The 24997-nt window shown below is 60.8% G+C and carries 24 protein-coding genes; 4 read left to right on the top strand and 20 right to left on the bottom strand.

Features of this window, described 5'->3' with window-relative positions; translation table 11 throughout:
- Window positions 1-78: 78 nt before the first annotated feature.
- Window positions 79-1278, bottom strand: coding sequence for a sodium/glutamate symporter (gene gltS / locus ACB042_RS09715; RefSeq protein WP_005348115.1), 1200 nt, complete (start codon window positions 1276-1278; stop codon window positions 79-81).
- A 446-nt stretch (window positions 1279-1724) separates the two neighbouring features.
- Here gltS and ansA point away from each other — a divergent pair, with 446 nt between their 5' ends.
- Entirely contained in the window at window positions 1725-2732 is a 1008-nt protein-coding gene (gene ansA, locus ACB042_RS09720; RefSeq protein ID WP_371178311.1) for an asparaginase, read from the top strand.
- Between the two features lie 135 nt (window positions 2733-2867).
- Here ansA and ACB042_RS09725 read toward each other — a convergent pair whose 3' ends face one another.
- On the bottom strand, window positions 2868-3161 hold the full coding sequence (locus ACB042_RS09725; RefSeq protein WP_005362427.1) for a YeaC family protein: 294 nt from the start codon (window positions 3159-3161) through the stop codon (window positions 2868-2870).
- Window positions 3162-3224: 63 nt separating this feature from the next.
- A complete protein-coding gene (locus ACB042_RS09730; RefSeq protein WP_371178312.1) occupies window positions 3225-4658 on the bottom strand; it encodes a glyceraldehyde-3-phosphate dehydrogenase in 1434 nt (477 codons plus the stop codon).
- 211 nt (window positions 4659-4869) lie between these two features.
- On the opposite strand from ACB042_RS09730, the gene ACB042_RS09735 reads away from it, so the two are divergent.
- The gene (locus ACB042_RS09735; RefSeq protein WP_042082765.1) at window positions 4870-5670 is read left to right on the top strand and encodes a DUF2989 domain-containing protein; all 801 of its coding nucleotides are present in this window, start codon (window positions 4870-4872) and stop codon (window positions 5668-5670) included.
- 7 nt (window positions 5671-5677) lie between these two features.
- Window positions 5678-6241: an NUDIX domain-containing protein gene (locus tag ACB042_RS09740; RefSeq protein WP_371178313.1), complete on the top strand. Its 564-nt coding sequence runs from the start codon at window positions 5678-5680 to the stop codon at window positions 6239-6241.
- Window positions 6242-6344: 103 nt separating this feature from the next.
- Here ACB042_RS09740 and lipA read toward each other — a convergent pair whose 3' ends face one another.
- From lipA to leuS, 14 genes are all read right to left on the bottom strand, one after another.
- Complete coding sequence (gene lipA / locus ACB042_RS09745; RefSeq protein WP_005335190.1) at window positions 6345-7310, bottom strand: lipoyl synthase; 966 nt, start codon at window positions 7308-7310, stop codon at window positions 6345-6347.
- Window positions 7307-7984 (bottom strand): lipoyl(octanoyl) transferase LipB, encoded by a 678-nt coding sequence (gene lipB / locus ACB042_RS09750; RefSeq protein ID WP_040066806.1) that lies wholly within the window; start codon window positions 7982-7984, stop codon window positions 7307-7309. Before lipB ends, lipA begins: the two co-directional genes overlap by 4 nt.
- Before the next feature lie 62 nt (window positions 7985-8046).
- Window positions 8047-8310, bottom strand: a complete 264-nt coding sequence (ybeD, locus tag ACB042_RS09755; protein WP_005335178.1) for a DUF493 family protein YbeD — start codon at window positions 8308-8310, stop codon at window positions 8047-8049.
- A gap of 292 nt (window positions 8311-8602) precedes the next feature.
- Entirely contained in the window at window positions 8603-9799 is a 1197-nt protein-coding gene (locus ACB042_RS09760) for a serine hydrolase (RefSeq protein WP_371178314.1), read from the bottom strand.
- 186 nt (window positions 9800-9985) lie between these two features.
- Window positions 9986-10966 (bottom strand): septal ring lytic transglycosylase RlpA family protein, encoded by a 981-nt coding sequence (locus ACB042_RS09765; protein ID WP_371178315.1) that lies wholly within the window; start codon window positions 10964-10966, stop codon window positions 9986-9988.
- Window positions 10908-11906 (bottom strand): lytic murein transglycosylase B, encoded by a 999-nt coding sequence (gene mltB / locus ACB042_RS09770; RefSeq protein ID WP_064339577.1) that lies wholly within the window; start codon window positions 11904-11906, stop codon window positions 10908-10910. The genes ACB042_RS09765 and mltB overlap by 59 nt, the downstream gene beginning before the upstream one ends.
- Complete coding sequence (gene rodA, locus ACB042_RS09775) at window positions 11906-13009, bottom strand: rod shape-determining protein RodA (RefSeq protein ID WP_005335170.1); 1104 nt, start codon at window positions 13007-13009, stop codon at window positions 11906-11908. Before rodA ends, mltB begins: the two co-directional genes overlap by 1 nt.
- Window positions 13002-14918, bottom strand: coding sequence for a penicillin-binding protein 2 (gene mrdA / locus ACB042_RS09780; protein WP_040066816.1), 1917 nt, complete (start codon window positions 14916-14918; stop codon window positions 13002-13004). Before mrdA ends, rodA begins: the two co-directional genes overlap by 8 nt.
- 103 nt (window positions 14919-15021) lie before the next feature.
- Entirely contained in the window at window positions 15022-15489 is a 468-nt protein-coding gene (gene rlmH, locus ACB042_RS09785; RefSeq protein WP_005335166.1) for a 23S rRNA (pseudouridine(1915)-N(3))-methyltransferase RlmH, read from the bottom strand.
- A 19-nt stretch (window positions 15490-15508) separates the two neighbouring features.
- Entirely contained in the window at window positions 15509-15850 is a 342-nt protein-coding gene (gene rsfS / locus ACB042_RS09790; protein ID WP_005335165.1) for a ribosome silencing factor, read from the bottom strand.
- A gap of 103 nt (window positions 15851-15953) precedes the next feature.
- Window positions 15954-16604: a nicotinate-nucleotide adenylyltransferase gene (gene nadD, locus ACB042_RS09795; RefSeq protein ID WP_371178316.1), complete on the bottom strand. Its 651-nt coding sequence runs from the start codon at window positions 16602-16604 to the stop codon at window positions 15954-15956.
- A complete protein-coding gene (gene holA / locus ACB042_RS09800) occupies window positions 16598-17635 on the bottom strand; it encodes a DNA polymerase III subunit delta (protein ID WP_371178317.1) in 1038 nt (345 codons plus the stop codon). Before holA ends, nadD begins: the two co-directional genes overlap by 7 nt.
- Window positions 17635-18117 (bottom strand): LPS assembly lipoprotein LptE, encoded by a 483-nt coding sequence (gene lptE, locus ACB042_RS09805; RefSeq protein ID WP_005335160.1) that lies wholly within the window; start codon window positions 18115-18117, stop codon window positions 17635-17637. Before lptE ends, holA begins: the two co-directional genes overlap by 1 nt.
- A gap of 113 nt (window positions 18118-18230) precedes the next feature.
- Window positions 18231-20807, bottom strand: coding sequence for a leucine--tRNA ligase (gene leuS / locus ACB042_RS09810; protein ID WP_371178318.1), 2577 nt, complete (start codon window positions 20805-20807; stop codon window positions 18231-18233).
- 145 nt (window positions 20808-20952) lie between these two features.
- Here leuS and ACB042_RS09815 point away from each other — a divergent pair, with 145 nt between their 5' ends.
- Window positions 20953-21447 (top strand): zinc ribbon-containing protein, encoded by a 495-nt coding sequence (locus ACB042_RS09815; protein ID WP_005335155.1) that lies wholly within the window; start codon window positions 20953-20955, stop codon window positions 21445-21447.
- A gap of 84 nt (window positions 21448-21531) precedes the next feature.
- Here ACB042_RS09815 and ACB042_RS09820 read toward each other — a convergent pair whose 3' ends face one another.
- The 3 genes from ACB042_RS09820 to fldB form a co-directional block, all read right to left on the bottom strand.
- Window positions 21532-22872, bottom strand: coding sequence for a TldD/PmbA family protein (locus ACB042_RS09820; RefSeq protein WP_371178319.1), 1341 nt, complete (start codon window positions 22870-22872; stop codon window positions 21532-21534).
- On the bottom strand, window positions 22872-24272 hold the full coding sequence (locus tag ACB042_RS09825) for a TldD/PmbA family protein (RefSeq protein ID WP_371178320.1): 1401 nt from the start codon (window positions 24270-24272) through the stop codon (window positions 22872-22874). The genes ACB042_RS09820 and ACB042_RS09825 overlap by 1 nt, the downstream gene beginning before the upstream one ends.
- A gap of 202 nt (window positions 24273-24474) precedes the next feature.
- Complete coding sequence (gene fldB, locus ACB042_RS09830; protein ID WP_021229741.1) at window positions 24475-24993, bottom strand: flavodoxin FldB; 519 nt, start codon at window positions 24991-24993, stop codon at window positions 24475-24477.
- Between the last annotated feature and the right edge of the window lie 4 nt (window positions 24994-24997).

The raw sequence follows: 24997 nt of genomic DNA on the forward strand, positions 1-24997 counted from the left end.
GTCACCTGGCGAGTCGATAACAAACAAAGAGCCCACCGAAAGGTGGGCTCTGATCATATACGTCTGACGGAAAGGGAATTACAGGAATGGCATCGCCATAAACAGCTTGATCACCATGGCGTTGATGATGTCGATAAAGAAGGCGCCCACCATGGGCACCACCAGAAACGCCAGGTGGGAGGGACCGAAGCGCTGGGTGATGGCCTGCATGTTGGCAATCGCGGTCGGGGTGGCCCCGAGGCCAAAGCCGCAGTGGCCTGCCGCCAGTACGGCCGCATCGTAGTTCTTGCCCATCACCCGGAAGGTGACGAAGATGGCGTAGAGCGCCATTGCCACGGTCTGGGCGGCCAGCAGAATGAAGATGGGCAGGGCCAGGCTGGCCAGATCCCACAGTTTCAGGCTCATCAGTGCCATGGCGAGGAACAGCGACAGGCTGACGTTGCCCAGCAGGGAGACTTCTCGATCGCTCACTTCATGCCAGTTCAGCAGGGTCAGGACGTTGCGCAGCAGCACGCCGACAAACAGCACGCAGACAAAGATCGGCAGCTCGAAGGCGCCCCCTTTGAGGGAAGCAGAGAGCAGCTCGCCGCCCTTGAGGCTGATGGCGATCAATGCCAGCGTCTCGATGACGCTGAAGGTGGTGAGGGGGCGCTCCATATCCGGCATTTCGAAGCCTTGGGGGGCCTCATCCTGATTGTGCTCCTCACCGGGCACCTGCACTTTCTTCACCAGATAACGAGCCACCGGACCGCCGATCAGGCCGCCCAGCACCAGACCGAAGGTGGCACAGGCGATGGCGAGTTCGGCGGCGGATTGCACGCCATATTTCTCGGAGAAGGTGGCACTCCAGGCAGCCCCGGTGCCGTGGCCGCCGGAGAGAGTGATGGAGCCGGCCAGCAGTCCCATATGGGGATCCAGACCGAGCAGGGTCGCCAGACCGACGCCCAGACTGTTCTGCACCAGCAGCAGGCCGGTGACCACCATCAGGAAGGTAACTACCGCCTTGCCGCCGCGTTTCAGGCTGGCGAGATCGGCGGAAAGACCGATGGAGGCGAAGAAGGCCAGCATCAGCGGGGTTTGCAGGCTGGTATCAAATTGCAGCTCCATCTGCAGGGTGGAGCGCAGCAGTAGCAGTACCAGCGCGACCACCAGGCCGCCGGCTACCGGTTTGGGGATGTTGAAGGTACGCAGCAGCCCGACTCGGGTAACCAACACCCGGCCAAGCAGCAATACCAGAGTGGCAGCGACCAGCGTTGCGTAGGAATCAAGTTGTAACATTCAGTACTCCCATGTTGATTGGCTGTGTCTTTCATAGCAAAAGACTTACAGATTCAGCCGGGATGAAAACAGTGTGGCTTATGTGCCAGCAAAGAAGGGGAAACATCTCCCCGCCCCAGGAAAGATGGGGCTTGTGCGGGCCTGAAATGCTCAGGCATCCAGATGAGATTTTAGTAAAATCCGGCGGATTGTAGCAAAAAGCATCGTTTAATTCCATCTTTGTCGTATTAATGCTCGTTTTAGTGGTTTATTGTGACATTTAACACTATGTGGGTAGAGGGCAGAAAAGCCGAAAAGGGTGCATGGAACGGCTGTCATTTGGGGCGCCAGTCTCTATAATTCGCCGGTTTCCGCTGCACGCAGAGGCGCTGGCGGGCGTTGACATTGTGGTTCACCCCGACATGGTTCATGTTCCGGCGGTGTTCACTTCATCAAGAGGAGAGGGTGTGAAGAAGTCTATCTACATTGCCTACACAGGCGGCACCATTGGGATGCAGCGTTCCGATCACGGCTACGTGCCGATGGCGGGCTTTATGGAAGACTGTCTGGCGCGGATGCCCGAGTTCCACCGCCCCGAGATGCCGGATTACCATATCCACGAATATGCCCCTCTCATCGACTCCTCCGACATGACCCCGGCGGACTGGCAGCGCATCGCCGAGGACATTCGCGACAACTACGAGAAATACGATGGCTTCGTGATCCTGCACGGCACCGACACCATGTCGTTCACCGCCTCGGCGCTCTCCTTCATGCTGGAAGATCTGCACAAGCCGGTCATCATCACCGGTTCCCAGATCCCGCTGGCCGAGTTGCGCTCCGACGGTCAGCAGAACCTGCTCAACGCCCTCTATATCGCGGCCAACTACCCGATCCACGAGGTGACGCTGTTCTTCAACAACCAGCTCTATCGCGGCAACCGCAGCAAGAAGGTGCACGCCGACGGCTTCCACGCCTTCGATTCGCCCAACTATCCACCGCTGCTCAATGCCGGGATCGCCATCTCGCTGGAAGCGGGCGAGTTGGGCGTGCCGTCCGAGCGGCCGCTGGTTTTGCACGACATCACCCCCCAGCCCATCGGTGTGGTGACCCTCTATCCGGGCATCTCCAGCGAGGTGATCGCCAACATCCTGCAGCAGCCGGTGAAGGCGCTGATCCTGCTGTCGTTCGGGGTGGGCAATGCGCCGCAAAACCCGGCCATGCTGGAGCTGCTCTCCGAGGCCTCTGCCCGCGGCGTCATCATCGTCAACCTGAGCCAGTGCCTGCACGGCAAGGTCAATATGGGGGGTTATGCCACCGGCAACGCCCTGTCGCGGGCCGGGGTGATCTCGGGCTTTGACATGACCGCCGAAGCGGCGCTCACCAAGCTCCACTTCCTTCTGAGTCAGGACTTGCCATCCCACCGCATTCGCGAGTTGATGCAGCAGTCCCTGCGCGGGGAGCTGACTCCCTGATAACCCTCGCGGTAGGGTGCAATAAGCGCAGCGCATTGCACCGGTGACGAGGGGTGATAAGTTAGGAAAAAAGAGGGGAGCCATTATGGCTCCCCTCTCTGTTGTGGCCGCCGCGAGCGGCCTGCAGGGTCAGGCTCAGTGGTTGAGGTCGACCCGCACTATCTCTTCCTCGTCGCGATACTGACGCTTGAGCTCGCTCTTGCTCTTCATCACAATCTCGCCGTCACGACCTATGTTCATGTGCTCGGGGTTGTCGATGTGCATCGACTGCCAGGCCATTACGGCTTGCAGGGAGGTGGCCTTCTGCTCGTCGGTGAGGGGCTTGCCATCGGGCCACTTGCCCAGCTCGACTGCGGTCTTGAGCCGCTCGTACACCTCTTGTGGCATCTGCCTGATTGCTTGCAAAAACTCACCCTGTTGAAACGACATCCGGCCTTCTCCTTGAACTATTGAGCCATAAACTTCGGGGTCAACCCGGCAGATCCTGACGGGCTATGCAGGTAGATCCTGGCGGACTACGCCAGCCATCTGCTCCATCACCCGCACTACCTGACAACTGTACCCGAACTCGTTGTCATACCATACGTAGAGCACACAGTGATCCCCTTCGGCGATGGTCGCCTGGGAGTCGACGATGCCCGCATAACGGGAACCCACCATGTCGGAGGAGACCAGCTCGGTACTGGCGCTGAAGTCGATCTGGCGATGGAGGGCCGAGCTTAGCGCCATCTGCTGCAGATAGGCGTTGAGGCTCTCCCGATCGGTAGCCTGCTCCAGCGACAGGTTGATAATTGCCAGTGAGACATTGGGGGTCGGCACCCGGATGGCGTTGCCGGTCAGCTTGCCCTTGAGTTCCGGCAGCGCCTTGGCCACCGCCTTGGCGGCGCCGGTGCTGGTCATCACCATATTGAGGGCCGCGCTGCGACCGCGGCGCTCGCCTTTGTGATAGTTGTCGATGAGGTTCTGATCGTTGGTGTAGGAGTGGACCGTCTCCACGTGGCCGTGGCGGATGCCGAACCGCTCCTGCATCACCTTGAGTACCGGAGTGATGGCGTTGGTGGTACAGGAGGCGGCGGAGATGATCCTGTCATCCGGGCCTATCACCTCATGGTTGACCCCGAACACCACGTTCTTCATCTCCCCTTTGCCGGGGGCAGTCAGCAACACCTTGCCGGCACCGCGCGCCTTCAAGTGCTCGGAGAGGCCTGCCTCGTCACGCCAGACGCCGGTGTTGTCGACGATCAGCGCATCGTGAATACCGTAAGCGGTGTAGTTGATGTCGGCCGGGCTATTGGCGTAGATCACCTGAATGAAGGTGCCGTTGGCGATGATGGCGCTGCGCTCCACATCCACCTCGATGGAGCCATTGAAGGGGCCGTGCACCGAGTCGCGGCGCAGCAGGCTGGCGCGTTTTTCCAGATCCCCGTCGCGACCACCGCGTACCACGATGGCGCGCAGGCGCAGCGGATTGGCGGCGCCGGTACGCTCGATCAGCAGGCGGGCCAGCAGGCGGCCGATACGGCCAAAGCCGTAGAGCACCACGTCGGTCGGCTGCGGCATCTGGCTGCGGCCAAGGGCCGGTGCCAGTCGCGCTTGCAGATAGTCCTCGATCCCCGCCTCATCCTGATGATCCTGCCAGTAGCCGACTGCCAGCTTGCCAAGGTCAACCTCGGCGGCGGTGGGTTTCAGGGCAACGATGGCCTGAAGCAGGGGGAAGCTTTGCTGGATGGGGAGGGGAGCTCCCTGGTGGCGGCGGACGACCCGGTGGGCCTTGAGGATATCGATGGTGGAGGCGTTTTGCAGCGGGCGGCCGTAGAGGGTGATCTCGACCCCTTGTTGTCGGTAGAGGCGACCAATCAAGGGCTGCATGGCTTCGGCGAGCTCCTGGCTCTCCTGCCACGCTTGCAAGTAGTGCTCGTGGGTCATTGACCAGATCCTTTATTTCACGTTGTTGGTGTAAATAGAAAATTCGTCGAATGCAGATCAGTGTAGGGGTGTATATTTCGTTATATTATTCTGCAATCGCGGCCTTATATGGCGCGCGCATTGTAATGGATATGTAACCGGTTTGCTAGCCGGAGGTGGCCCGTAAAGGCGCCAGTTGTTACCAACCCGCGTTACCAACAAGATGTGAACCATGGCCAATTTCCCCCTGCGACAGACCTTCATCATGCTTTCCGTCGGCCTTGCCGTGGCTGGCTGCAATGACGATCGGATCCACAACATCTGCGGCAATCATCCCGAGCTCTGCCAGGATCTGGTGGACGATGGCTGGTGTCGCTACGAGCGTACCGATGTGATCCGCAGTCGCTTTTATCTCAAGGAGGAGGGGACGGATCGGCGCAAGTACGAGCTGATGCGCAACCTTGAGCGCTATCTCAAATGTGCCGAGCGCTCCACCAGCATTGAATACAAGAATGCCCGCGAGCAGAAGAGTCCAAGGGTCGAGGGCATGCTGGCGGCCGGGGATCAGTTGGCCCAGCTCGATGCCGCGACCCGCAATTCGCAAGATCCCTACCTGCTGCTCTGGCACTGGACCAACAACACTAACGAGCTGGCTCGTCAGCAGTTTATGGCGCTGGAAGGCACCAAGGCGCTGGATGAACCCGAGCTGCAACTGGCGCTCGGCGGTATCTACGCCAAGAGTGACCCGGAAAAGGCCATTGCCACCTTGCAGCACGGGCTCTCCCTCTATCAGGAGGGGGACAAGGTCAACAGCCGTATGTTCACCTCCCTCAGCACCCTCTATATGGGCCAGAAACAGTACGGGCTGGCCTATCTGTGGGGCAAGGTGAGCGAGTCGTTTCAGGATAGCCCCGAGGTCTCAGCCAAGCGTTTTGGCATCTACCACACCCTGAGCAAGACAGAGCAGGATGGTTACGATGTGCGGGCTGCCGAAATTGTCGAGCAGCTCAAGCATGGCAACTACCGGCCCTGAGGCAGTGATGACGATGTTCTCCCCGGCCAGCTGCTGGCCCAATCCGTTCGATCTCTCTTTCGTTCATGGCGAGGTACGTACCGATGGCCGTACTCTGGAGCGACTCACTGTGCGTGCCGTGGTGCCCCGTGGCGATGAGCTGCTGCTGGTGCATTCCCGGGTCAACGGCGATCTGATGTTCCCCGGGGGCGGCATTGAAGCGGGGGAGAGCCACGATGTGGCGCTCGCTCGCGAGCTGCTGGAGGAGTGCGGTGCCGAACTGCGGGAAGTGGGGGGCCTGCTTGGTGAGACCCGTGAATATCGCGCCGCCCGCGAGCCGGGGTTTGATGCCTACTGCATCCGCTCGCTCTACTACTTGTGCCGGATTGGCGATCAGCTGGTGGCCCCGCAGCCGCAGCCCTACGAGATCCGCCTTGGCTTCGTGCCCGGCTGGTTTGCCCTCGACGAAGCGCTGCAAACCAACAAGACCCAGCTGGCGGGGCCCTGTCCCCAGTGGACGGCGCGGGAGACCCGGGTGCTGGCTCAGTTGCAACGCTGGCATCAGCAGGGGATCTTCGACAACGATTCTTAGCACATCAAACGGAATCGGTCAGTGACACCAATAAAAAGAGCGCCAATGGGCGCTCTTTTTCATTGCGAGGGTGGCGGTTATTTGGCCTCCCTGTCGTACGAGATCATTTGACCTCTTCGCCCTTGGCTTGCAGATCAGCATGGTAGGAAGAGCGAACGAAAGGACCACAGGCGGCGTGGGTAAAGCCCAGCTCCATGGCGACATCTTTCAGCTCGTCAAACTCTGCTGGCGGCACGTAGCGCTTGACCGGCAGGTGGTGGCGGCTCGGCTGCAGATATTGACCCAGGGTCAGCATGTTGACGCCGTGGGCGCGCAGATCCTTGAGCACCTCGACGATCTCTTCGTTGGTCTCGCCAAGACCCATCATCAGACCGGACTTGGTCGGCACGTGGGGGTGCATCTCCTTGATGCGGCGCAGCAGCTCCAGCGACCACTTGTAGTCGGCACCCGGGCGGGCGACGCGATACATGCGCGGCGCGGTTTCCAGGTTGTGGTTGAAGACGTCCGGCGGGGTCTCGCGGAACACCTCCAGCGCCTGCTCCATCCGGCCACGGAAATCCGGAGTCAGGATCTCGATGCGGGTCTGCGGGCTGTGCTCGCGGATCTCGCGGATGCAGTCGGCGAAGTGCTGGGCACCGCCGTCGCGCAGATCATCGCGGTCCACCGAGGTGATCACCACATACTTGAGGTTCATCTCCTTGATGGTCAGCGCCAGCTTCTTCGGCTCTTCCGGATCGAGTGCCAGCGGGCGGCCGTGGGCCACGTCGCAGAAGGGGCAGCGACGAGTGCAGATGGCGCCCATGATCATGAAGGTGGCGGTGCCGTGGTTGAAGCACTCCGCCAGATTGGGGCAGGAGGCCTCTTCACAGACCGAGTGCAGCTTGTTCTTGCGCAAGGTGCTCTTGATGTGTTCGATCTTCTGGCTGGAGGGGGGCAGCTTGATCCGCATCCAGTCCGGCTTGCGAAGGAGTTCTTCGTTGGGATCCGGCATGAATTTCACCGGGATCAGGGCCATCTTGTCGCCATCGCGCAGCTTGACGCCCGGCTCCATACGAACGGGTTTGCTCATGATTCACTCTCGGTGTTTGTTATTGTTTGATAGCCAATCAGGCGGGCCAGTTCGGCCACCAGAATGGATTGCGCCTCGGCCACGCTCTGCGGGCCGCCCAGGGCGCTGGTCTGGGTCATGGCCATGCCCGCATAGCCGCACGGATTGATGTGCAGGAAGGGGGTCATGTCCATGTTGATGTTGAGGGCCAGTCCGTGGAACGAGCACCCCTTGCGGATGCGCAGACCCAGCGAGGCCAGTTTTGCCTCCATGCCAAGGTCATTTTTCACATAGACCCCGGGGGCATCGGCCTTGGCATAAGCCTGGATATCGCTTTTGGCGAGGGTGTTGATGATGGCTGTCTCCAGCGCGGTCACCAGCTCGCGAACCGAGAATTTGCAGCGGCGGACATCCACCAGTACGTAGAGCACCAGCTGGCCCGGGCCGTGATAGGTCACCTGACCGCCGCGATCGCTCTGCACCACCGGGATATTGCCCGGATTGAGCAGGTGTTCGGCCTTGCCGGCCTGGCCCTGGGTGTAGACGGGATCGTGCTCGACCACCCAGAACTCGTCCGGGGTGTCGCTGGTGCGGTTGTCGGTGAAGGCTTTCATGGCGTCCCATACCGGCTGGTAGGGGCGGCGACCCAGCTGCCTGACAATCAGGCTGGACTGGGCGGGGATCTGGGATGACATGGCGTCCTCGCGGCGTGCTGCGGCCAAAAACAGTCGCCCCGCAGAACGGGGCGAGAGAGAAATTACAGTACGTATTTCACCAGCTCGATCTTGCCAAGGGCGTGGTACATCGCTTCGATGTGCTCTTTGCTCTGGGCAGTCACGGTCACGCGGACCGAGTGGTAGTTGCCCTTGGAGCTGGGCTGGACTGTCGGGCTGTAGGTGCCGGGGGCGTGCTGCTGCAGCACTTCAACCACCATTTCCGGCAGTGCCGGGTCGGCAACGCCGAGTACCTTGAACGGGAATTTGCAGGGAAACTCCAGCAGTTCATCAAACTTGGTATTCATTTACTCACCTTTTGCGTCATCACCGGGATGACTTCATCTTGGATGGCTAGTGGCCGATGGCCCGTGGAGGCCGCCATTTCAAGTCTATATGGGCACGGCTCATAACTATATGGGCGCTGCCCGGACCGGGATCAAGGCCAGGATCGGTCAGACAAGGATGGAAGTGCTGCTTTTTACCACAAATCAGGGTAAGGCGGAACCTGCAGTTTACAGGGTTATTCACTGCCTTTGCCGGTCACAGACAGCAGCGGCGCCTGTTGGCGCCGCTGTTTGGTGAGGATTGTGCGTTGGATTACTTGAACCAGCTGGTGACCAGCAGTACCAGATAGTCCCACAGACGGCTCATCAAGCCACCTTCCTGCACCTCTTCCAGGGCAACCAGCGGCACCTGCTTGATCTCTTTGTCGCCCTGCTTCAGGAACACGGTACCGACGCGCTGACCCTTGGCCAGCGGCGCTTTCAGCTCGTTGTCGAGCTGGAAATCAGCCTTCAGATTGTTACCCTGACCGCGGGTGACCAGCACGGAGACATCTTTGTCGACGCCCAGTTTCACTTCCGGTTTGTCGCCCATCCAGATCTTCTGGGTGACCAGCTCGGTGCCCGCCTTGTACGGGGTCAGGCTCTGGAAGAAGCGGAAGCCATAGGTGAGCAGTTTTTTGCTCTCGGCGGCGCGGGAGGCTTCGCTGCTGGCGCCCAGCACCACGGCGATCAGGCGCATGCCTTCGTTGTTGGTGGCAGAGGAGACCAGGTTATAGCCGACCTGGCTGACGTGGCCGGTCTTGATGCCATCCACCTGCAGGGATTGATCCCACAGCAGGCGGTTGCGGTTGTGCTGGGTGATGCCGTTGAATACGAAGGATTTCTGGGAGTAGATCTTGTACTCCTCCGGCAGGTCGCGGATCAGCGCCTGACCCAGACGGGCCATATCGTGAGCGGTACTGTAGTGACCTTCCGCATCCAGACCGTGCGGGTTCATGAAGTGGCTGTCGTTCATGCCGAGCTTGGCGGCCCAGCTGTTCATCAGGCTGGCGAAGGAGTCAGTGCTGCCCGCCAGGAACTCGGCCATGGCGACGCAGGCATCGTTGCCGGACTGGATGATGATGCCCTTGTTGAGATCATCGACGGAGACCTGCTTGCCCACCTCGATAAACATCTTGGAGGAGTCGGAGTAGTTCTTGGACCAGGCGTTCTGGCTGATGGTCACCATGTCGGTGCGCTTGATATTTCCCTTCAGCAGCTCCTGACCGATGATGTAGGAGGTCATCATCTTGGTCAGACTGGCGGGCGGCAGACGCTCTTCGGCGTTCTGCTCGGCCAGCACCTGACCGGAGTAGTAATCGATCAGAATATGGGCCTTGGCGGAGATCTCCGGCGCGGCGGGAACCACCATGGGCATGGCATTCGGGGTCGGTGTCGGCACCGGCGTATTGGCCTGGGCGGTTACGCTGATCAGTGAGGCCAGAAGAACTGAACGGGCAAATTTGGACATCTTGAAATTCCTGCGAGCCAGATGGGGATAAAATGCGGGCCTAACTATACCAGATGCGCCCGCAGGTTATAGCCCGAGATGGCGATCAGAACTGGTTTTTTATCCATCACTCACTGTCATCACGCCATAAAACGACGTGATGACAGTGAGTAAGCGGTTAGTCACATCCGCAGCAAAAGGGGGCGATCAGGGCACGATAAAGGCCTGTTCCAGCCCGCCCTGACGTACTTTTTCCAGCACACTTGCCTGCTGGTCGGCGGCGACCGGGCCAATCAGCACCCGGAAAATGGCGCCATGAGCATCGATCCGGTAAGGCACGCCGTAACGCTGGGTCATCACCTTGCCCATCGCCTCGGCCCGATCCCGGGAGCCGCTGGCCAGTACCTGGATCATCTTGCCATCACCACTGCTGGCAGGAGCTGCGGTCTTGGCGGGAGCTGGTTTGACAGGTGCCGCTTTGGCGGGCTTGGCCGCGGGTGCCTTGACGGGAGCGGGTTCGGCGGCGGGAGTGGCCATCGCCAGTGCGGTTGGTTCACCCAGGAAGCCATCTTGCGACAGCGTGTTGGAGGCCGCAGCCGGAGTGGTCGGAGTCATTTCGATGGGCTTCATCGGCTCCATGATCACCATCTGATCCGGAGTGTCGCTGATCAGCTCCAGTCGTACTCGGGCCTCACCGCTGTCGACCATCTCCAGCTGCTTGGCCGCTGCGTAGGAGAGGTCGATCAGGCGCGGGCTGTTGAACGGGCCGCGATCGTTGACCCGCACTATGGTCTCCAGCCCGTTGTCCAGATTGGTGACCCGCACATAGCTCGGGATGGGCAGGTTGCGGTGGGCGGCACTGAACAGCTTGCTGTCCAGCACATCGCCGTTGGCGGTCTTCTGGCCGTCCAGATCCGGCGACAGCCAGCTGGCGGTGCCCTCTTCGCTGTAGTGTTTGATGTCGCGCCACACCTCGTGCTTCTGCTTGCCAATCCAGTAGTCCCGGTTGCCGCTGGCACTCAGGGGCTCGGGGCGCGGAATGGCGCCGGTGGCTTGCGGGATCTCGATAACGGGTGGTTTGCTGACCGGTGCTTGCGGCTCGATGGGGGCGCTCTGTTCCGGCTGGCTGCTACAGGCGGCCAGCAACAAGCTCAGGCTGAGCGGGAGGAGTTTGTGACGAAGATGCATACGCTTCCTGAATGGCTTGGCTAAGTTGATACACCGCCATCGCATAGAGTGGGCTGCGATTGTAACGGGTGATCACATAAAAGTTATGCCGTGCGACCCAGTATTCCGGTCCATCGGCTTGGGCAAACGCCAGCAACTTGACCGGCGTCTGTGGGGCCAGCGGCGTGGCGAGCTCAATCCCTGCCGCCGCCAGTTCTGACCACTGTTGTGTTAACTCGGGCTCAGGCCTGAGTAGAGGTTCGACTGCCATCAACCCGATCTGGGCCGGTTCCACCACGGATTCGCCCCAGCGCCACTGGTGGCTGGCAAAATAGTTGGCCACGCTGCCGATGGCATCGACCGGGTTGGCAAACAGATCCCGCTTGCCATCCCCGTCAAAATCGACGGCGTAGTGGCGGTAGCTGGAGGGCATGAACTGCCCCATCCCCATGGCGCCGGCATAGGAGCCCTTGAGGGCATCGAGTTGCCACCCTTCCTCTTTGGCCAGCACCACCAGCTGGGCAAACTCCTTGGCAAAGAAGTCGCTGCGCTCCGGGTAGTGGAACCCCAGGGTGTAGAGGCTATCGAGCACCGGATGACGGCCCATCTGGCGACCATAGAAGGTTTCTACCCCTATGATGGCCACGATGAGCGAGGCGGGCACCCGATAGGTCTGCTCCGCGCGGGCCAGCGTCTCGGCATGTTGCTGCCAGAACTGCTGGCCGTCACGGATGCGATCCGGGGTAACAAACAGCGGCCGGTAGCGATGCCAGGGTTTGGCCTCCCACGGCTTGCTGATGGTGTCGAGCACCTCCTGCCGTAATTGGGCGCGGGCGACGGCCGCCTGCAGCTCCGCCAGCGGCACCTGTTGCTGTTCGGCGAGCAGGGCCAACCGATCCGGCGCCACGGCGGCGGTCGCCATCGTGGTGGCGAGCGAGAGCAGCAATCCAACCCGTCTCATCAGGCGAGCAGTCTTCTATGAGTCTGGATGGACATCAGGATACCGAATCCGGCCATCAAGGTCACCATGGAGGTGCCGCCATAACTCACCAGCGGCAGGGGCACCCCTACCACCGGCAAGATGCCGCTCACCATGCCCATGTTGACGAACACATAGACGAAGAAGGTGAGGGTGATGGCGCCGCCCAGCAGTCGCTCGAAGCTGTTCTGGGCCTGCATCGAGATAAACAGGCAGCGGCTGATGACGTAGAGGTAGAGCACCAGCAGCAGGGCAACCCCTACCAGACCGAACTCCTCGCTGAATACTGCGAAGATGAAGTCGGTATGCCGTTCGGGCAGAAACTCAAGCTGGGACTGGGTCCCTTGCAGCCACCCCTTGCCAAAGACGCCGCCGGAGCCGATGGCAATCTTGGACTGGATGATGTGGTAGCCGCGGCCGAGCGGGTCTTTCTCCGGGTCGAGCAGCATCAGCACTCGCTGGCGCTGGTAGTCGTGCATCAGGAAGAACCAGAGCACCGGCATAAAGGCCAGCATCAGCAGGACCGCCAAGCCGATCAGCCACCAGCTGAGCCCCGCCAGGAAGATGACGAAGAAGCCGGAGGCGGCCACCAGAATGGAGGTGCCAAGGTCAGGCTGGGCGGCGATCAGCAAGGTGGGCAGCAGCACCATGATGAGGGCGATCACCACATGGCTGAACTTGGGTGGCAGCGAGTGGCGACTGAGCCAGGCGGCCACCATGATCGGCATGGAGAGCTTCATCACCTCGGAGGGCTGGAACTTCATAAAGCCCAGATCGAGCCAGCGCTGGGCCCCCTTGCCGATGTGGCCGAACACGTCCACCGCAATCAGCATCAGCACCACCACGGCGAACAGCGGCACCGACCAGCGGGCATAGAGGGAGGGGGGCAGCTGGGCCAGGCCGATCATCAGGGCAAAGGCGAGACCGCCGCGCACCAGCTGGCGCACGATGGAGTCCATATCCTGACCGGAGGCGGAGTAGAGCACCACCATGGAGAGGGTCATCACGGCCAGCAGACCGAGCAGCAGGGGCAAGTCGATATGCAGCTTGTACCAGATGCTCTGCTGGCGGGCAGAATTACTCATTGGGAGCGACCTCACTCGGTTGGGACGGCTTTTCCGGTGCCGGTGGCAGTTGCGGATCAGGGGGCAGCAGATAGGCATCCAGCATCTGGCGAGCAACGGGTGCCGCATTGGTACTGCCACCACCGGCGTTCTCCAGCACCAGTGCCACGACTGCCTTGGGTGTTTCATAGGGGGCAAAGGCGACAAACAGGGCATTGTCGCGGTGCTCCACTTTCATGGTTTTGGCGTTGTAGACCTGATTCTCTTTCATGTTGACCACCTGGGCGGTGCCGGACTTGCCTGCCGCCACATAGGGGGTGTTGGCAAAAGCGCGACGGCCGGTACCCTCGTGGCCGTTGATCACTCGCCACATCCCCTCACGCGCCACCTGCCAGTAGCTGTCACTCTTGGTTTTGAGCGCCATGTTCGGGTTGATCGGTGCATCGACCACCCCCGCCTGGGAGGCGGTGCTCTTGAGCAGGTGCGGGGTCACATCGTGACCGTTCTGGGTCAGGATGCTGATCGCTTTGGCCAGCTGGATTGGCGTGGCGCTCCAGTAACCTTGACCGATACCGATGGAGATGGTGTCCCCCTGATACCAGGGCTGACGCCAGCGGGCCATTTTCCAGTCACGGGACGGCATGACCCCCTTGGTCTCTTCATAGAGGTCGACGCCACTGTACTGACCGAAGCCGAACTTGGTCATGTAGCTGTGGATCTTGTCGATGCCGACCCGATAGGCGAGATCGTAGAAGTAGGTATCTGCCGAGACCTCGATGGCGCGATAGACATCGAGCCAGCCGTGTCCCCAGCGACGCCAGTCGCGGAACTTCTTGGTGGTGCCGGGAATGGAGAAGCTCGGGCCGCCGAAATAGCGGTAGCCCGGGGTAATGGCCCCCTCGTTGAGCCCCATTACCGACATCATGGGTTTGACGGTGGAGGCCGGGGCATAAATGCCCTGAGTGGTGCGGTTCACCAGCGGCCGCGCCGGATCGTTGAGCAGCGCCGAGTAGTTGGCGCTGGAGATGCCGGTCACGAACAGGTTGGGGTCGTAGCTGGGGCTCGACTCCATGGCGATGATGGCGCCGGTTCTCGGATCCATCATCACGATGGCGCCGCGCTGGCCAGCCAGCAGTTGCTGGGCCTTGAGCTGCATCCGGACGTCGATATTGAGGTAGATATCCTTGCCGGGAATAGGCGGCTGGAACTTGAGGGTACGGACAATCCGGCCGCGGTTGTTCACCTCGACCTCCTGATAGCCCGCCACACCGTGCAGCTCATCCTCGTAATACTTCTCCACCCCCTGCTTGCCGATATCCTTGGTGGCCGCGTAGTTGGCGAGTTTTTCTTCCTTCTCGAGGCGCTCCACGTCACGGGTATTGATCTTGGCCACATAGCCCAAAGCGTGGGTGAGGGTGTCCCCAAACGGGTAGTAGCGTTTGAGGTAGGCCTCGATGCTGGCGCCCGGGTAGTTATGCTGATTGACCGAGAAGAGGGCTACCTGATATTCGGTCAGTTTCTCGTAGAGGGGGACCGGCTTGAAGCGGCGCTGGCGCTTCACTTCGGCGAGGAACTTCTCCTTGGTGCCCTCTGGCAGACCCAGCAGGGTGATCAGCTGGTCGGCGGTTTTTTCGAGATCTTTGGTCTCTTCCGGCACAATTTCCAGACTGTAGACCGGGCGGTTTTCCGCCAGCAGCACGCCGTTGGCGTCATAGATGAGACCCCGTGGTGGCGCCACCGGCACCACGCGGATACGGTTGGAGTTGGAGCGAGTCTGGTAGGTGTCGTAGGACTCGACCTGCAGATAATAGAGATTGCCCAGCAGCACCAGCATCAGCACGACGATGCCGATGTAGGCTACCAGGGTGCGCCGGAAGAACAGATTGCCCTCGGCACTGTGATCGCGCATTTCGATGCGTTGTTTCAGCATGCCTTTACCTCAAGACCCTTGGGGGCAATAAGAGCAGGAACTGCATTGTTCACTCTCTGTGATAGGGGTGAATATGAGAGGTGAGACTCCAGAGACGCATGGCTCACTCTCTATGATACGGATGATTGGTGGTGATGCTCCAGGCCCGATAGAGGCTCTCTGCCACCAGCACCCGCACCAGCGGATGGGGCAGGGTGAGCGGTGACAGTGACCAGCTCTGTTCGGCGGCAGCCTTGCATTCGGGGGACAAACCTTCCGGCCCGCCTACCAGCAGGGCTACATCGCGGCCATCGAGTTTCCACGCCTCCAGCTGGGTAGCCAGCTGCTCCGTGGTCCAGGGCTTGCCCGGAATGTCGAGGGTGACGATGCGCGAGCGCCCCGCAGCCGCCAGCATGGCTTCCCCTTCCTTCTGCAGGATGCGGGGAATGTCGGCATTTTTGCCCCGTTTGCCAGCGCCGATCTCGACGAGTTCAAACGGCATGTCTTTGGGGAAGCGGCGACGATACTCTTCGAAGCCATGCTCTACCCAGGCGGGCATCTTGGTGCCCACCGCAATCAACTGGATCTTCATGGTCGTTACACTTGTGCTCTTATTGCGTATTCATTTGAGCGGCACCGCTCCACAGCTTTTCCAGTTGGTAGAAGTCACGATGTTCATCCTGCATCACATGCACGATCACCGAGCCCATATCTACCAGCACCCATTCACCGCTCAGTTGCCCTTCCACGCTCAGCAGATCCAGACCCGCGTGGCGGGCCTCGCTGGCCAGATGGTGGGCAATGGCGCTGACGTGACGACTTGAGTTGCCGGAACAGATGATCATGGTGTCAGTAATGCTGGATTTGCCGCGTACATCGAGGGTGATAATGTCGCGGCCTTTCATGTCATCGATCTTGTCGATGATAAAGGCATGCAATTCTTGGCCTTGCAATGAGTCTCTCCTGTATTCCGGCGCGCAGCGTTTGCGTCAGGGCGGCGGATTATATCATGGTCACTCCCGTTTCCCATCGGGTGGGGCGGGATTACGACAGGGGCTAGCGGCGGTTGGCGCGGTAGAGCCCCTGTTGATCAATATAGTTCGCAACCGACTCGGGCAAGAGGTAGCGGGTGTCTTGTCCCGCATCCAGCAAGGCCCGCAGTCGGGTGGCTGACAGTTCGATGGGCTGGTTGTCCGCCAGCCAGATATGACCGGCCAGACGCTGATGCAGCGCGTTGGCATCTGTGGTGTGATGGCGCGCCAGCAACTGCGCCACCTCGGCTGGATAATCCGGTTGCCAGCCCGGCCGCACGCTCACCACCAGATGGGCATGGTCGAGCAGCTCCTGCCAGCGGTGCCAGCTTGGTAGGCTCAGCAGGGAATCCATCCCCATCAGAAAACAGAGCGGCGTATCGGGCAGTTCACGACGCAGCTCGATCAGGGTATCGATGGTGTAAGAGGGTTTATCCCGCTTCAGCTCACGCTCATCCACCACAAAGTGGTGGTTCTCCGTCGCCGCCAGCTTGACCATGGCGAGGCGCTGTTCGCTGGAGCAGAACGGATTGGCGCGGTGGGGCGGGATATGGTTCGGGATTAGCCGCATCTCGGCCAGACCTAGGGCATCGCGCGCCTCGATGGCCGGGCGCAGATGACCGATATGGATGGGGTCGAAGGTGCCGCCAAGCAAACCGACAGGCGCCTTCAGCACGGGCTGCTCTCCATCACCAGCGGCAGCGGGGTGCCATCACGAAAGCCGAGGGCAATGGTCTGCAGCATCAGCCAGGCCTGTTCGGTATCGAAGCGGCGCTGGGCATCGTCCAGCTGGGCCATCAGTTGCCACAGTTGCTGCAACTTGGCAAACGGCAGTCGGGTCAGTGCTTGCTGAATGAGCTGCTGGCGGCTCTGCCAGATGCGCAGGCGGCTGAAGTGCTCACCCAGCGGCTGGCCGTTGCGCATCGCCAGTGACAGCTCGGTCAGCTGCTCCAGCTCGCGGCAAAGGGTCCAGGCCAGCATCCCCGGCTCGGTACCTTCGGCCCGCAGGGCGGCCAGAATGCGCTGGGCCCGGTTCACCTTGCCCTCCAGCAGGGTATCGACCAGCTGGAACGGGGTGAAGTGGGCGTGGCGGATAATGGTCTCTTGCAGATAGGTGACGCTGATGGGCTGGGGCGGCGAGAGCAGGGTCAGCTTCTCGATCTCCTGGCTGGCGGCCAGCAGGTTGCCCTCGTAGGAGTGGCACATGAAGTTGATGGCATCTGGCAGCGCCTTGAGGCCGAAACGCGCAAAACGGGCGCTCATCCAGCGCGGGAAGAACTTGGGCTCCGGATGGTTGACCGGCACATAGGTGCCAATCTGGTAGAGCTTGTCGAACCAGGCTGCCTTCATCTGGGTCTGGTTGAGGCGACCGCCACTCAGCACCAGCAGCAGGTCGGGATGAAGCTGCTTGCCAATTTCGCTGATGCGGGCAGCGAGATCCTTGTCCACCTTGGCGGGCAGCTCCAGCTCGATGATCTGGCGGGCGGAGAAGAGGCTCATGGCCTGACAGGCATCGTAGGCCTGATTCCAGTCCAGCCCCTGTTCCACCACGAAGGTGTGGCGCTCATCGAAACCCTGCTTGCGGGCGACCTGACGGATGGCATCGATGGCCTCCAGTCGCAACAGGGGCTCGTCGCCAAAAACGAGATAGCAGGGCCGAAGCCCTGCTTTGAGGTGGTCACCAAATTGCTCCGGGTAGATCCGCATCAGAAGCTGACCTGACTCAACTGCCGGATCACCTGATTGGCCGCCTGCTCCTGCATTTCGCGGTTGAGCTGCTCCTGCTCACGGGAGGAGGCGAGCGCGGCATCCGGCTTGTTGAGGAAGCTGCGGTTGAAGTTGATGGGGAAGACCTGAGTTGGCTTGCCCGGTACCGAGATGGTGAACTGGGTACCAAAGCCCAGCACATATTCGGTGTCCGTCCCCAGCGCGTTGACCGAGGCGACCTGACTGGTGCTGCCTACGCCGCCCAGAGTGAGCACCGGAATGCCCTCCTTGTCGGCCAGGGTCACGCCAGAGGCCTTCAGACGGGTGGTAACCATCCGGTAGAAGTCGCTCTTGTTGTCGCCCACGACCTTCATGGTCATCAGCTCGCTCGGAATGCCGTTGCCGCGCATGTGAAAGCCGCAGCCTTGCAGCAGCAGACCTGCCAGCACGATGGCCATCCAGCGGGTGAAGATGGTGCCCATAGAAAATCCTCTTTGCATTAAGGGAAAGCGGCGGGCGCAGGGCCCGCCGTTATCATCCGTTTGCTGTTACAGATTGGCAATGATCAGTTGGTAACCAATCAGTTGGTAGCCAATTAGTTAGCGACAATATTGAGCAGCTTGCCAGGTACATAGATCACCTTGCGCACGGTCAGACCGTCGGTGAACTTCTGTACGGAGGCATCGGCCATCGCCAGCTTCTCGACGTCGGCCTGGCTGATCTCGGCCGGCACGGTCAGCTTGCCGCGCATCTTGCCGTTGATCTGCACCACCACCAGCTTCTCGGTCTCGACCATGGCCGCTTCATCGGCCACCGGCCAGGCTGCGTGATCGATGTCGTCGCCCTTGCCCAGCATCTTCCACAGCTCGAAGCCGATGTGCGGAGTGATGGGGTAGAGCATGACTACCACGGCTTCCAGCGCTTCCTGCATCAGGGCGCGATCCTGCTCGTCGTTGCCCAGCTTGGAGAGATTGTTCATCAGCTCCATGATGGCGGCGATGGCGGTGTTGAAGGTCTGACGGCGACCCACGTCATCACTCACCTTGGCTATGGTCTTGTGCAGTTCACGGCGTACCGCTTTCTGCTCGTTGGTGAGAGCAGCTACATCGAGTGCGGCAACGGCGCCACCGGAAACGTGTTCGAAGGTGACGCGCCACAGGCGACGCAGGAAGCGCTGGGCACCCTCTACGCCGGAGTCGGACCACTCCAGAGTCATCTCGGCCGGAGAGGCGAACATCATGAACAGACGGACGGTATCGGCGCCGTAACGCTCGACCATCAGCTGCGGGTCGATGCCGTTGTTCTTGGACTTGGACATCTTGGTCATGCCGGAGTGCATTACCTCACGACCTTCGTTGTCGATGGCCTTGGTGATGCGACCCTTCTCGTCACGCTCTACCTTGACGTCAGTCGGGCTGACCCAGACGTTGCCGCCCTTCTCGTCTTTGTAGTAGAAAGCGTCGGCCAGCACCATGCCCTGGCAGAGCAGGCGCTTGAACGGTTCGTCACTGTTCACGAGGCCTGCATCACGCAGCAGCTTGTGGAAGAAGCGGGCGTAGAGCAGGTGCATACAGGCGTGCTCGATACCGCCGATGTACTGATCCACCGGCAGCCAGTGGTTGGCAGCCGCCGGATCCAGCATGCCCTTGTCGTAGTCCGGGGAGCAGTAGCGCGCGTAGTACCAGGAGGACTCCATAAAGGTGTCGAAGGTATCTGTCTCGCGGAACGCTTCCTGACCGTTGTAAGTGGTCTTGGCCCACTCGGCGTCGGCCTTGATCGGGCTCTGGATACCGTCCATCACCACATCTTCCGGCAGCAGTACCGGCAGCTGGTCTTCCGGCGTCGGCACTACGGTGCCGTCAGCCAGAGTCAGCATCGGGATGGGGGCGCCCCAGTAACGCTGACGGGAGACGCCCCAGTCACGCAGGCGGTAGTTGACGGTGCGCTTGCCCTTGCCGAGCCCTTCCAGCTTGCTGGCGATGGCATCGAAGGCGCCCTGGAAGTCGAGACCGTCGAACTCGCCGGAGTTGAACAGCACGCCCTTCTCGGTGTAAGCCGCTTCGCTCACGTCGACGTCGCCATCAACCGGTTTGATCACCGCCTTGATGTCGAGGCCATATTTGGTGGCGAATTCGAAGTCACGCTGATCGTGGGCCGGAACCGCCATCACGGCGCCGGTGCCATAGTTCATCAGCACGAAGTTGGCGACCCAGACCGGTACCTTGCGGCCATCCAACGGGTGAATGGCGTAGAGGCCGGTGGCCATGCCCTTCTTCTCCATGGTGGCCAGTTCTGCTTCGGCTACCTTGGTGTTCTTGCACTCTTCGATGAAGGCTGCCAGCTCCGGATTGTTCTGGGCTGCTTGCAGCGCCAGCGGGTGACCGGCAGCGATACCGACATAGGTGACGCCCATGAAGGTGTCCGGACGGGTGGTGTAGACCTCCAGCTGCTCAGCCTGACCCTCGATGGTGAAGCTGATGTTGACCCCTTCGGAGCGGCCAATCCAGTTGCGCTGCATGGTCTTGACCATCTCCGGCCAGCCTTCCAGATTGTCGATGTCGTTGAGCAGCTCTTCGGCGTAGTCGGTGATCTTGATGAACCACTGGGGGATCTCTTTCTGCTCCACCGGGGTGTCACAGCGCCAGCAGCAGTTGTCAACCACCTGCTCGTTGGCCAGTACGGTCATGTCGTTCGGGCACCAGTTGACGGAGGAGGTCTTCTTGTAGACCAGACCCTTCTCGTAGAGCTTGGTGAAGAACCACTGTTCCCAGCGGTAGTAATCCGGTTTGCAGGTGGCGACTTCACGATCCCAGTCATAACCCAGACCCAGCATCTTCAGCTGGTTCTTCATGTATTCGATGTTTTCGTAGGTCCAGGGCGCCGGCGCGGTATTGTTTTTGATCGCGGCGTTCTCGGCCGGCAGACCGAATGCATCCCAACCTATGGGTTGCAGCACGTTCTTGCCATTGAGGCGTTGATAACGGGAGATCACATCACCTATGGTGTAGTTACGAACGTGCCCCATGTGTAGTCGACCAGACGGATAGGGGAACATGGACAGGCAGTAGAACTTCTCCTTGTCTACCTTCTCCACGGCCTTGAAGGTTTTCTTGGCATCCCAGTGCTTTTGCACTGCTGGTTCGATTGATTGGGGAACGTATTGCTCTTGCATTGGTGACATCCGGATCTGTGAAATGAATAGATAAATCAGCTGGGAAATCGCAATAGAATACCCATATCCTGCGGCGGCAACAACCGCCAGCGTCCCTTGGGCCTTAAGCCGGGCCAGATCAGGGTTTAGTAGAGGAGTTAGAGCCATGGACAAACGTCAAAAAGGGTACGAAGCCTTCATTGCCGAGCTGCAAAAACAGTGGCAAGAGACTGAAGAGTTCCAGGGGGAGCGCCTCAACCGGATGATTGCCAAGGTGCAGGCCTATCTGGAGGCTGCCAGCGACCTGACCCAAGACGAGCTGGCGCTCATCGCCGAGTACGTGAAGCGGGATCTGGGCAACTATGACGAGGGGCGCCATGACGATAGTGCGCAGGTGGAAGAGTCTGCCTTTATGCTGGCCCTCAAAGACACCGCCTGGTCCTGGCTGGCGGATGTGACCGACCGCGCCCAGGTGGAGTGGCGCGAGCTGGCCGACGAGCTGGAGCACAAGGGTGTTTACGAAGCGGGTGACTGGGTGGGGCTCGGGGTTATGGTGTGCGACCAGTGTGGCTGGCGCCATACCGTGCTGCATCCCCAGCAGCTCGATACTTGCCCCGAATGCGGCTGCGCCGAGTATCACCGCGAGCCGCTCTCGCCCTGAGTCATGCCATCAAGGCGGGCGAGATAACGAGCAAAAAGGCGCCATCAGGCGCCTTTTTCTTACTTGCAGGTTTCGTCGGGGCGTTTACTTGCCTGCGACGGAGAGGCCACCAAAACGGATAAGCGGGGCGTAGAAGCCCTTGCCGTCGTTGTGGTGCAGGGTGTCACCGACCGCTTCCAGCTCGTCCAGCAGGCGGTAGAAGTTGCCTGCTACCGTGATGCCGCGCACCGGCTGCAGGCGAACTCCATCGCGGCAGAGGAAGCCCGACGCGCCAAAGGAGAAGTCACCGCTCACCGCATCGGCACCCGAATGCAGGCCATCCAGCTTGACCAGCTCCAGATAGTCGCCGCTCTGCACTTCCGCTTCGCAGTGGGGGCCCGCGCCAAACACCAGATGGCGAGCGGTCACATCGAGGGCGCTGCGGGCACCGCGGGCGGCCGATCCGTTGCTGGCGACGCCAAAGTGGCGGGCAGTGGCGCTGTTGTGGAGCAGGGTTTTCAGCTCCCCTTCGCCAATCAGCAGCAGATCCGAGCTGGCCGCCCCCTCGCCATCAAACGCCTTGATGTTCATGCCGCCAGGCATATAGACCCGGCTTTCCAGAGTAAGCCAGCGTGACGCCACGCTCTGGCCGACCTTGCTGCGCCAGGGGTTGATCCCCTGCTGGGCCCATTTGCCCGACAGCACGCCCTGAAAGCAGCCAAACAGGCTGGCAAAGCAGTTGGTACTGAAGATGACGCTGTAGCGACCGCTCGGCACCGCTTCACCGGGCAGCAGGCCATCGGCGATGGCGTAGATCTGCTCGATGAGTCGCTGGCTATCCAGCTCGTCGAAGCGACGGCCATACTGGCCCTGCGAGTGCATCGACTGGCGGCCATCCCGTTCCACCAGCGCCGAGGTGTAGCAGCCGACGCTGAACTCGCCGTGCTGGCAGAGGGTGCCATGATTGTTGGCGAGCCAGAGCTGGCTCTCCCCTTCGAAGAAGCTGTTGTAGGGGGCGCCGCTCACATCGGGCATGGCCAGCATGTCAGATTCCAGGCGCAGGGCCAGAGCGATCTTCTCCTCAACCGGCGTGGTATCGGGCTGGTTGATCTCGGCGCAATCTGTGGTGATCAGGCTATTGGCCACCGAGATGCGCTGATCCGCATCCACCTTGGCAAAGCGGCTGGCATCGAGCGCATCCTGCAGCATGGCATCCAGCGCCAGCTCATCGAGGGATTCCGAGTAGGCGATGCCGACTCGACCCTCTTTGATCAGGCGAATGCCGAGTTGCTGGCTGCTGGTGACCTTGTATTCACCTAGCTCGCCCTTGTCTGCCTTGAGGGAGAAGGCCTTCTCCTGATTGGCGATGATGTCTGCCTCGGCGCCGAGGTCGGCCACCTTGTCGAGCAGGCGGGTGAGCAGTTGGTTCATGTCAAGTTGGCTCATCAGGCGTTCCCTCCCACCAGAATGTTGTCCACTTTCAGCGCCGGCTGGCCCACCGAGGTGGGCACCGAGCCCGAGACCGAGCCGCACATACCGGCGGCCAGCGCCAGATTGCGGCCCACCATGGAGATCTCTTTGAGCACCTGCGGGCCGGTACCGATCAGGGTGGCTGACTTGAGCGGCTTGGTGATTTTGCCTTGTTCGATGAGGTAGGCCTCCTGCACGTTGAAGTTGAATTCACCGGTGCCGGGCTGTACCGAGCCGCCCCCCATCTTCTTGGCGTAGATGCCATGTTCAACGGTGGCCAGCATATCGTCGAGGGTATGGTTGCCCGGTTCGATATAGGTGTTGCGCATGCGCGAGGTGGGGGCGTACTTGTAGGATTCGCGCCGCCCCGAGCCGGTGCGGGCGTAGCCTGTTTTGAGGGCACCCATTCTGTCCACCAGAAAGCCGGTCAGGACGCCGTCCTTGATGAGCTGGGTGTGCTGGGTCGCCATCCCCTCGTCATCGACGTTGATGGAGCCCCAGGCATTGCCTTGCAGTCCCTCGTCCACCGCATTGACCACCGGATTTGCGATGAGCTGGCCCATCTTGTCGTGGAATACCGAGGCCTTCTTGGCCACCGAGGTGGTCTCCAGCAGGTGGCCGCACGCCTCGTGGAAGATGACACCGCCAAAGCCGTTCTCCATGATGACCGGCAGGGTGCCGCTCGGGCAGGGAGCCGCGCCCAGTTTCACCAGTGCCTGACGGGTGGCGGTGAGGGCCAGTTCGCGCGGATCGATGCGATCGGCATGCTCCCAGCCCATCAGGGCGCCGGGGGCCTCGTAACCGACGCTCTGCTCGCTCCCTTCCATGGCGATGGTCTGGGCCATGATGCGGTTGTAGTGGCGGCGATCGGCCACTTGCACCCCTTCGCTGTTGAAGATCTCCACCTCCTGCTCCCAGCCCAGCACATTGCCGGAGAACTGGCTCACCTTGCTGCTCTCGGCGCGGGCTACCGCATCCATGGCGTGCAGATAGGCGATCTTCTGCTCCAGCAGCTTGTCTGCCGACAAGGGCAGGGCCACCGGGTTGCGATCGCTCAGGCGGGTGAAATCGAAGGCGGTGGCGGTCACCACGGGGTCGCGGCGGTCTTTGGCCGCCAGCAGGGTGACGATGCGTAGCAGCTCGTCGCGGCTGGCCAGATTGGTGTAGCCGTAGAGCACCTTGTGGCCGTAACAGAGGCGCACGCCGATACCGAAATCGAGGCCGCCGCTGATGTTCTCTATCTGGCCGGAGAGCAGGCTGAGCTGGCTGCGGCGCTTGCGCTCCACAAACAGCTCGGCAAAATCGGCACCCAGCGCCAGCGCGTGATCGAGCACGTCACGGGCGATGGCGGGGGCCAACAGGGAAAATGGGGTCATAGAATATCCTTTTCTGGTCTGTCCGTTTGCTTCCGACATCCGGCTCTGATTGTTATGGGATGTCGAGTCCATTGTTGCAGACCAGCACAAAAAAGTCGCTATAGCGTCATGCGATGATACCGATTGAGAAAATCGGTGCGATAACTGCGCCCGGCGGCCAGGGCCAGGCGCTCAGGGTCGTTTTGCCAAAACGTGGGAAAGATCAGAGCAGGGCGTGGATTTCGCTCAGGATCTGCTCGACCCACTGCTCGATGCGCGGATCGGTCTGGTCATATTGATTGGCATCGTCCAGCGCCAGCCCGACGAAGTGACGACCATCGTCGATAAGTGCCTTGGAGGCATCGAATTCGTACCCTTCGTTGGGCCAGTAGCCCACCAGCTTGACTCCTTTTGGCACCAGCTGGTCGTGCAGCATGCCGAGGGCGTCCTGGAACCATTCGCCATAACCGAGCTGATCGCCGAGGCCAAACAGGGCCACGATGCGTCCCTCCAGATGGAGGTCGGCGATATCTTCCCAGCGGGACTCCCAGTCCTCCTGCAGTTCGCCAAAATCCCAGGTGGAGATGCCGAGGATCAGGATCTCGTAATCCTCCATCAGGCGCAGGGAGACATCCTTGATATTGTGAATATCCACCAGCTCGGGGCCGATGAGGGCGCGGATCTTCTCGGCAGCCATCTCGGTGTAGCAGGTGGTGGAACCGTAAAACAGACCAATCTTCATCGCT

The sequence above is a fragment of the Aeromonas sp. S13(2024) genome (assembly GCF_041402405.1).
Taxonomy (GTDB): Bacteria; Pseudomonadota; Gammaproteobacteria; order Enterobacterales; family Aeromonadaceae; genus Aeromonas; species Aeromonas veronii.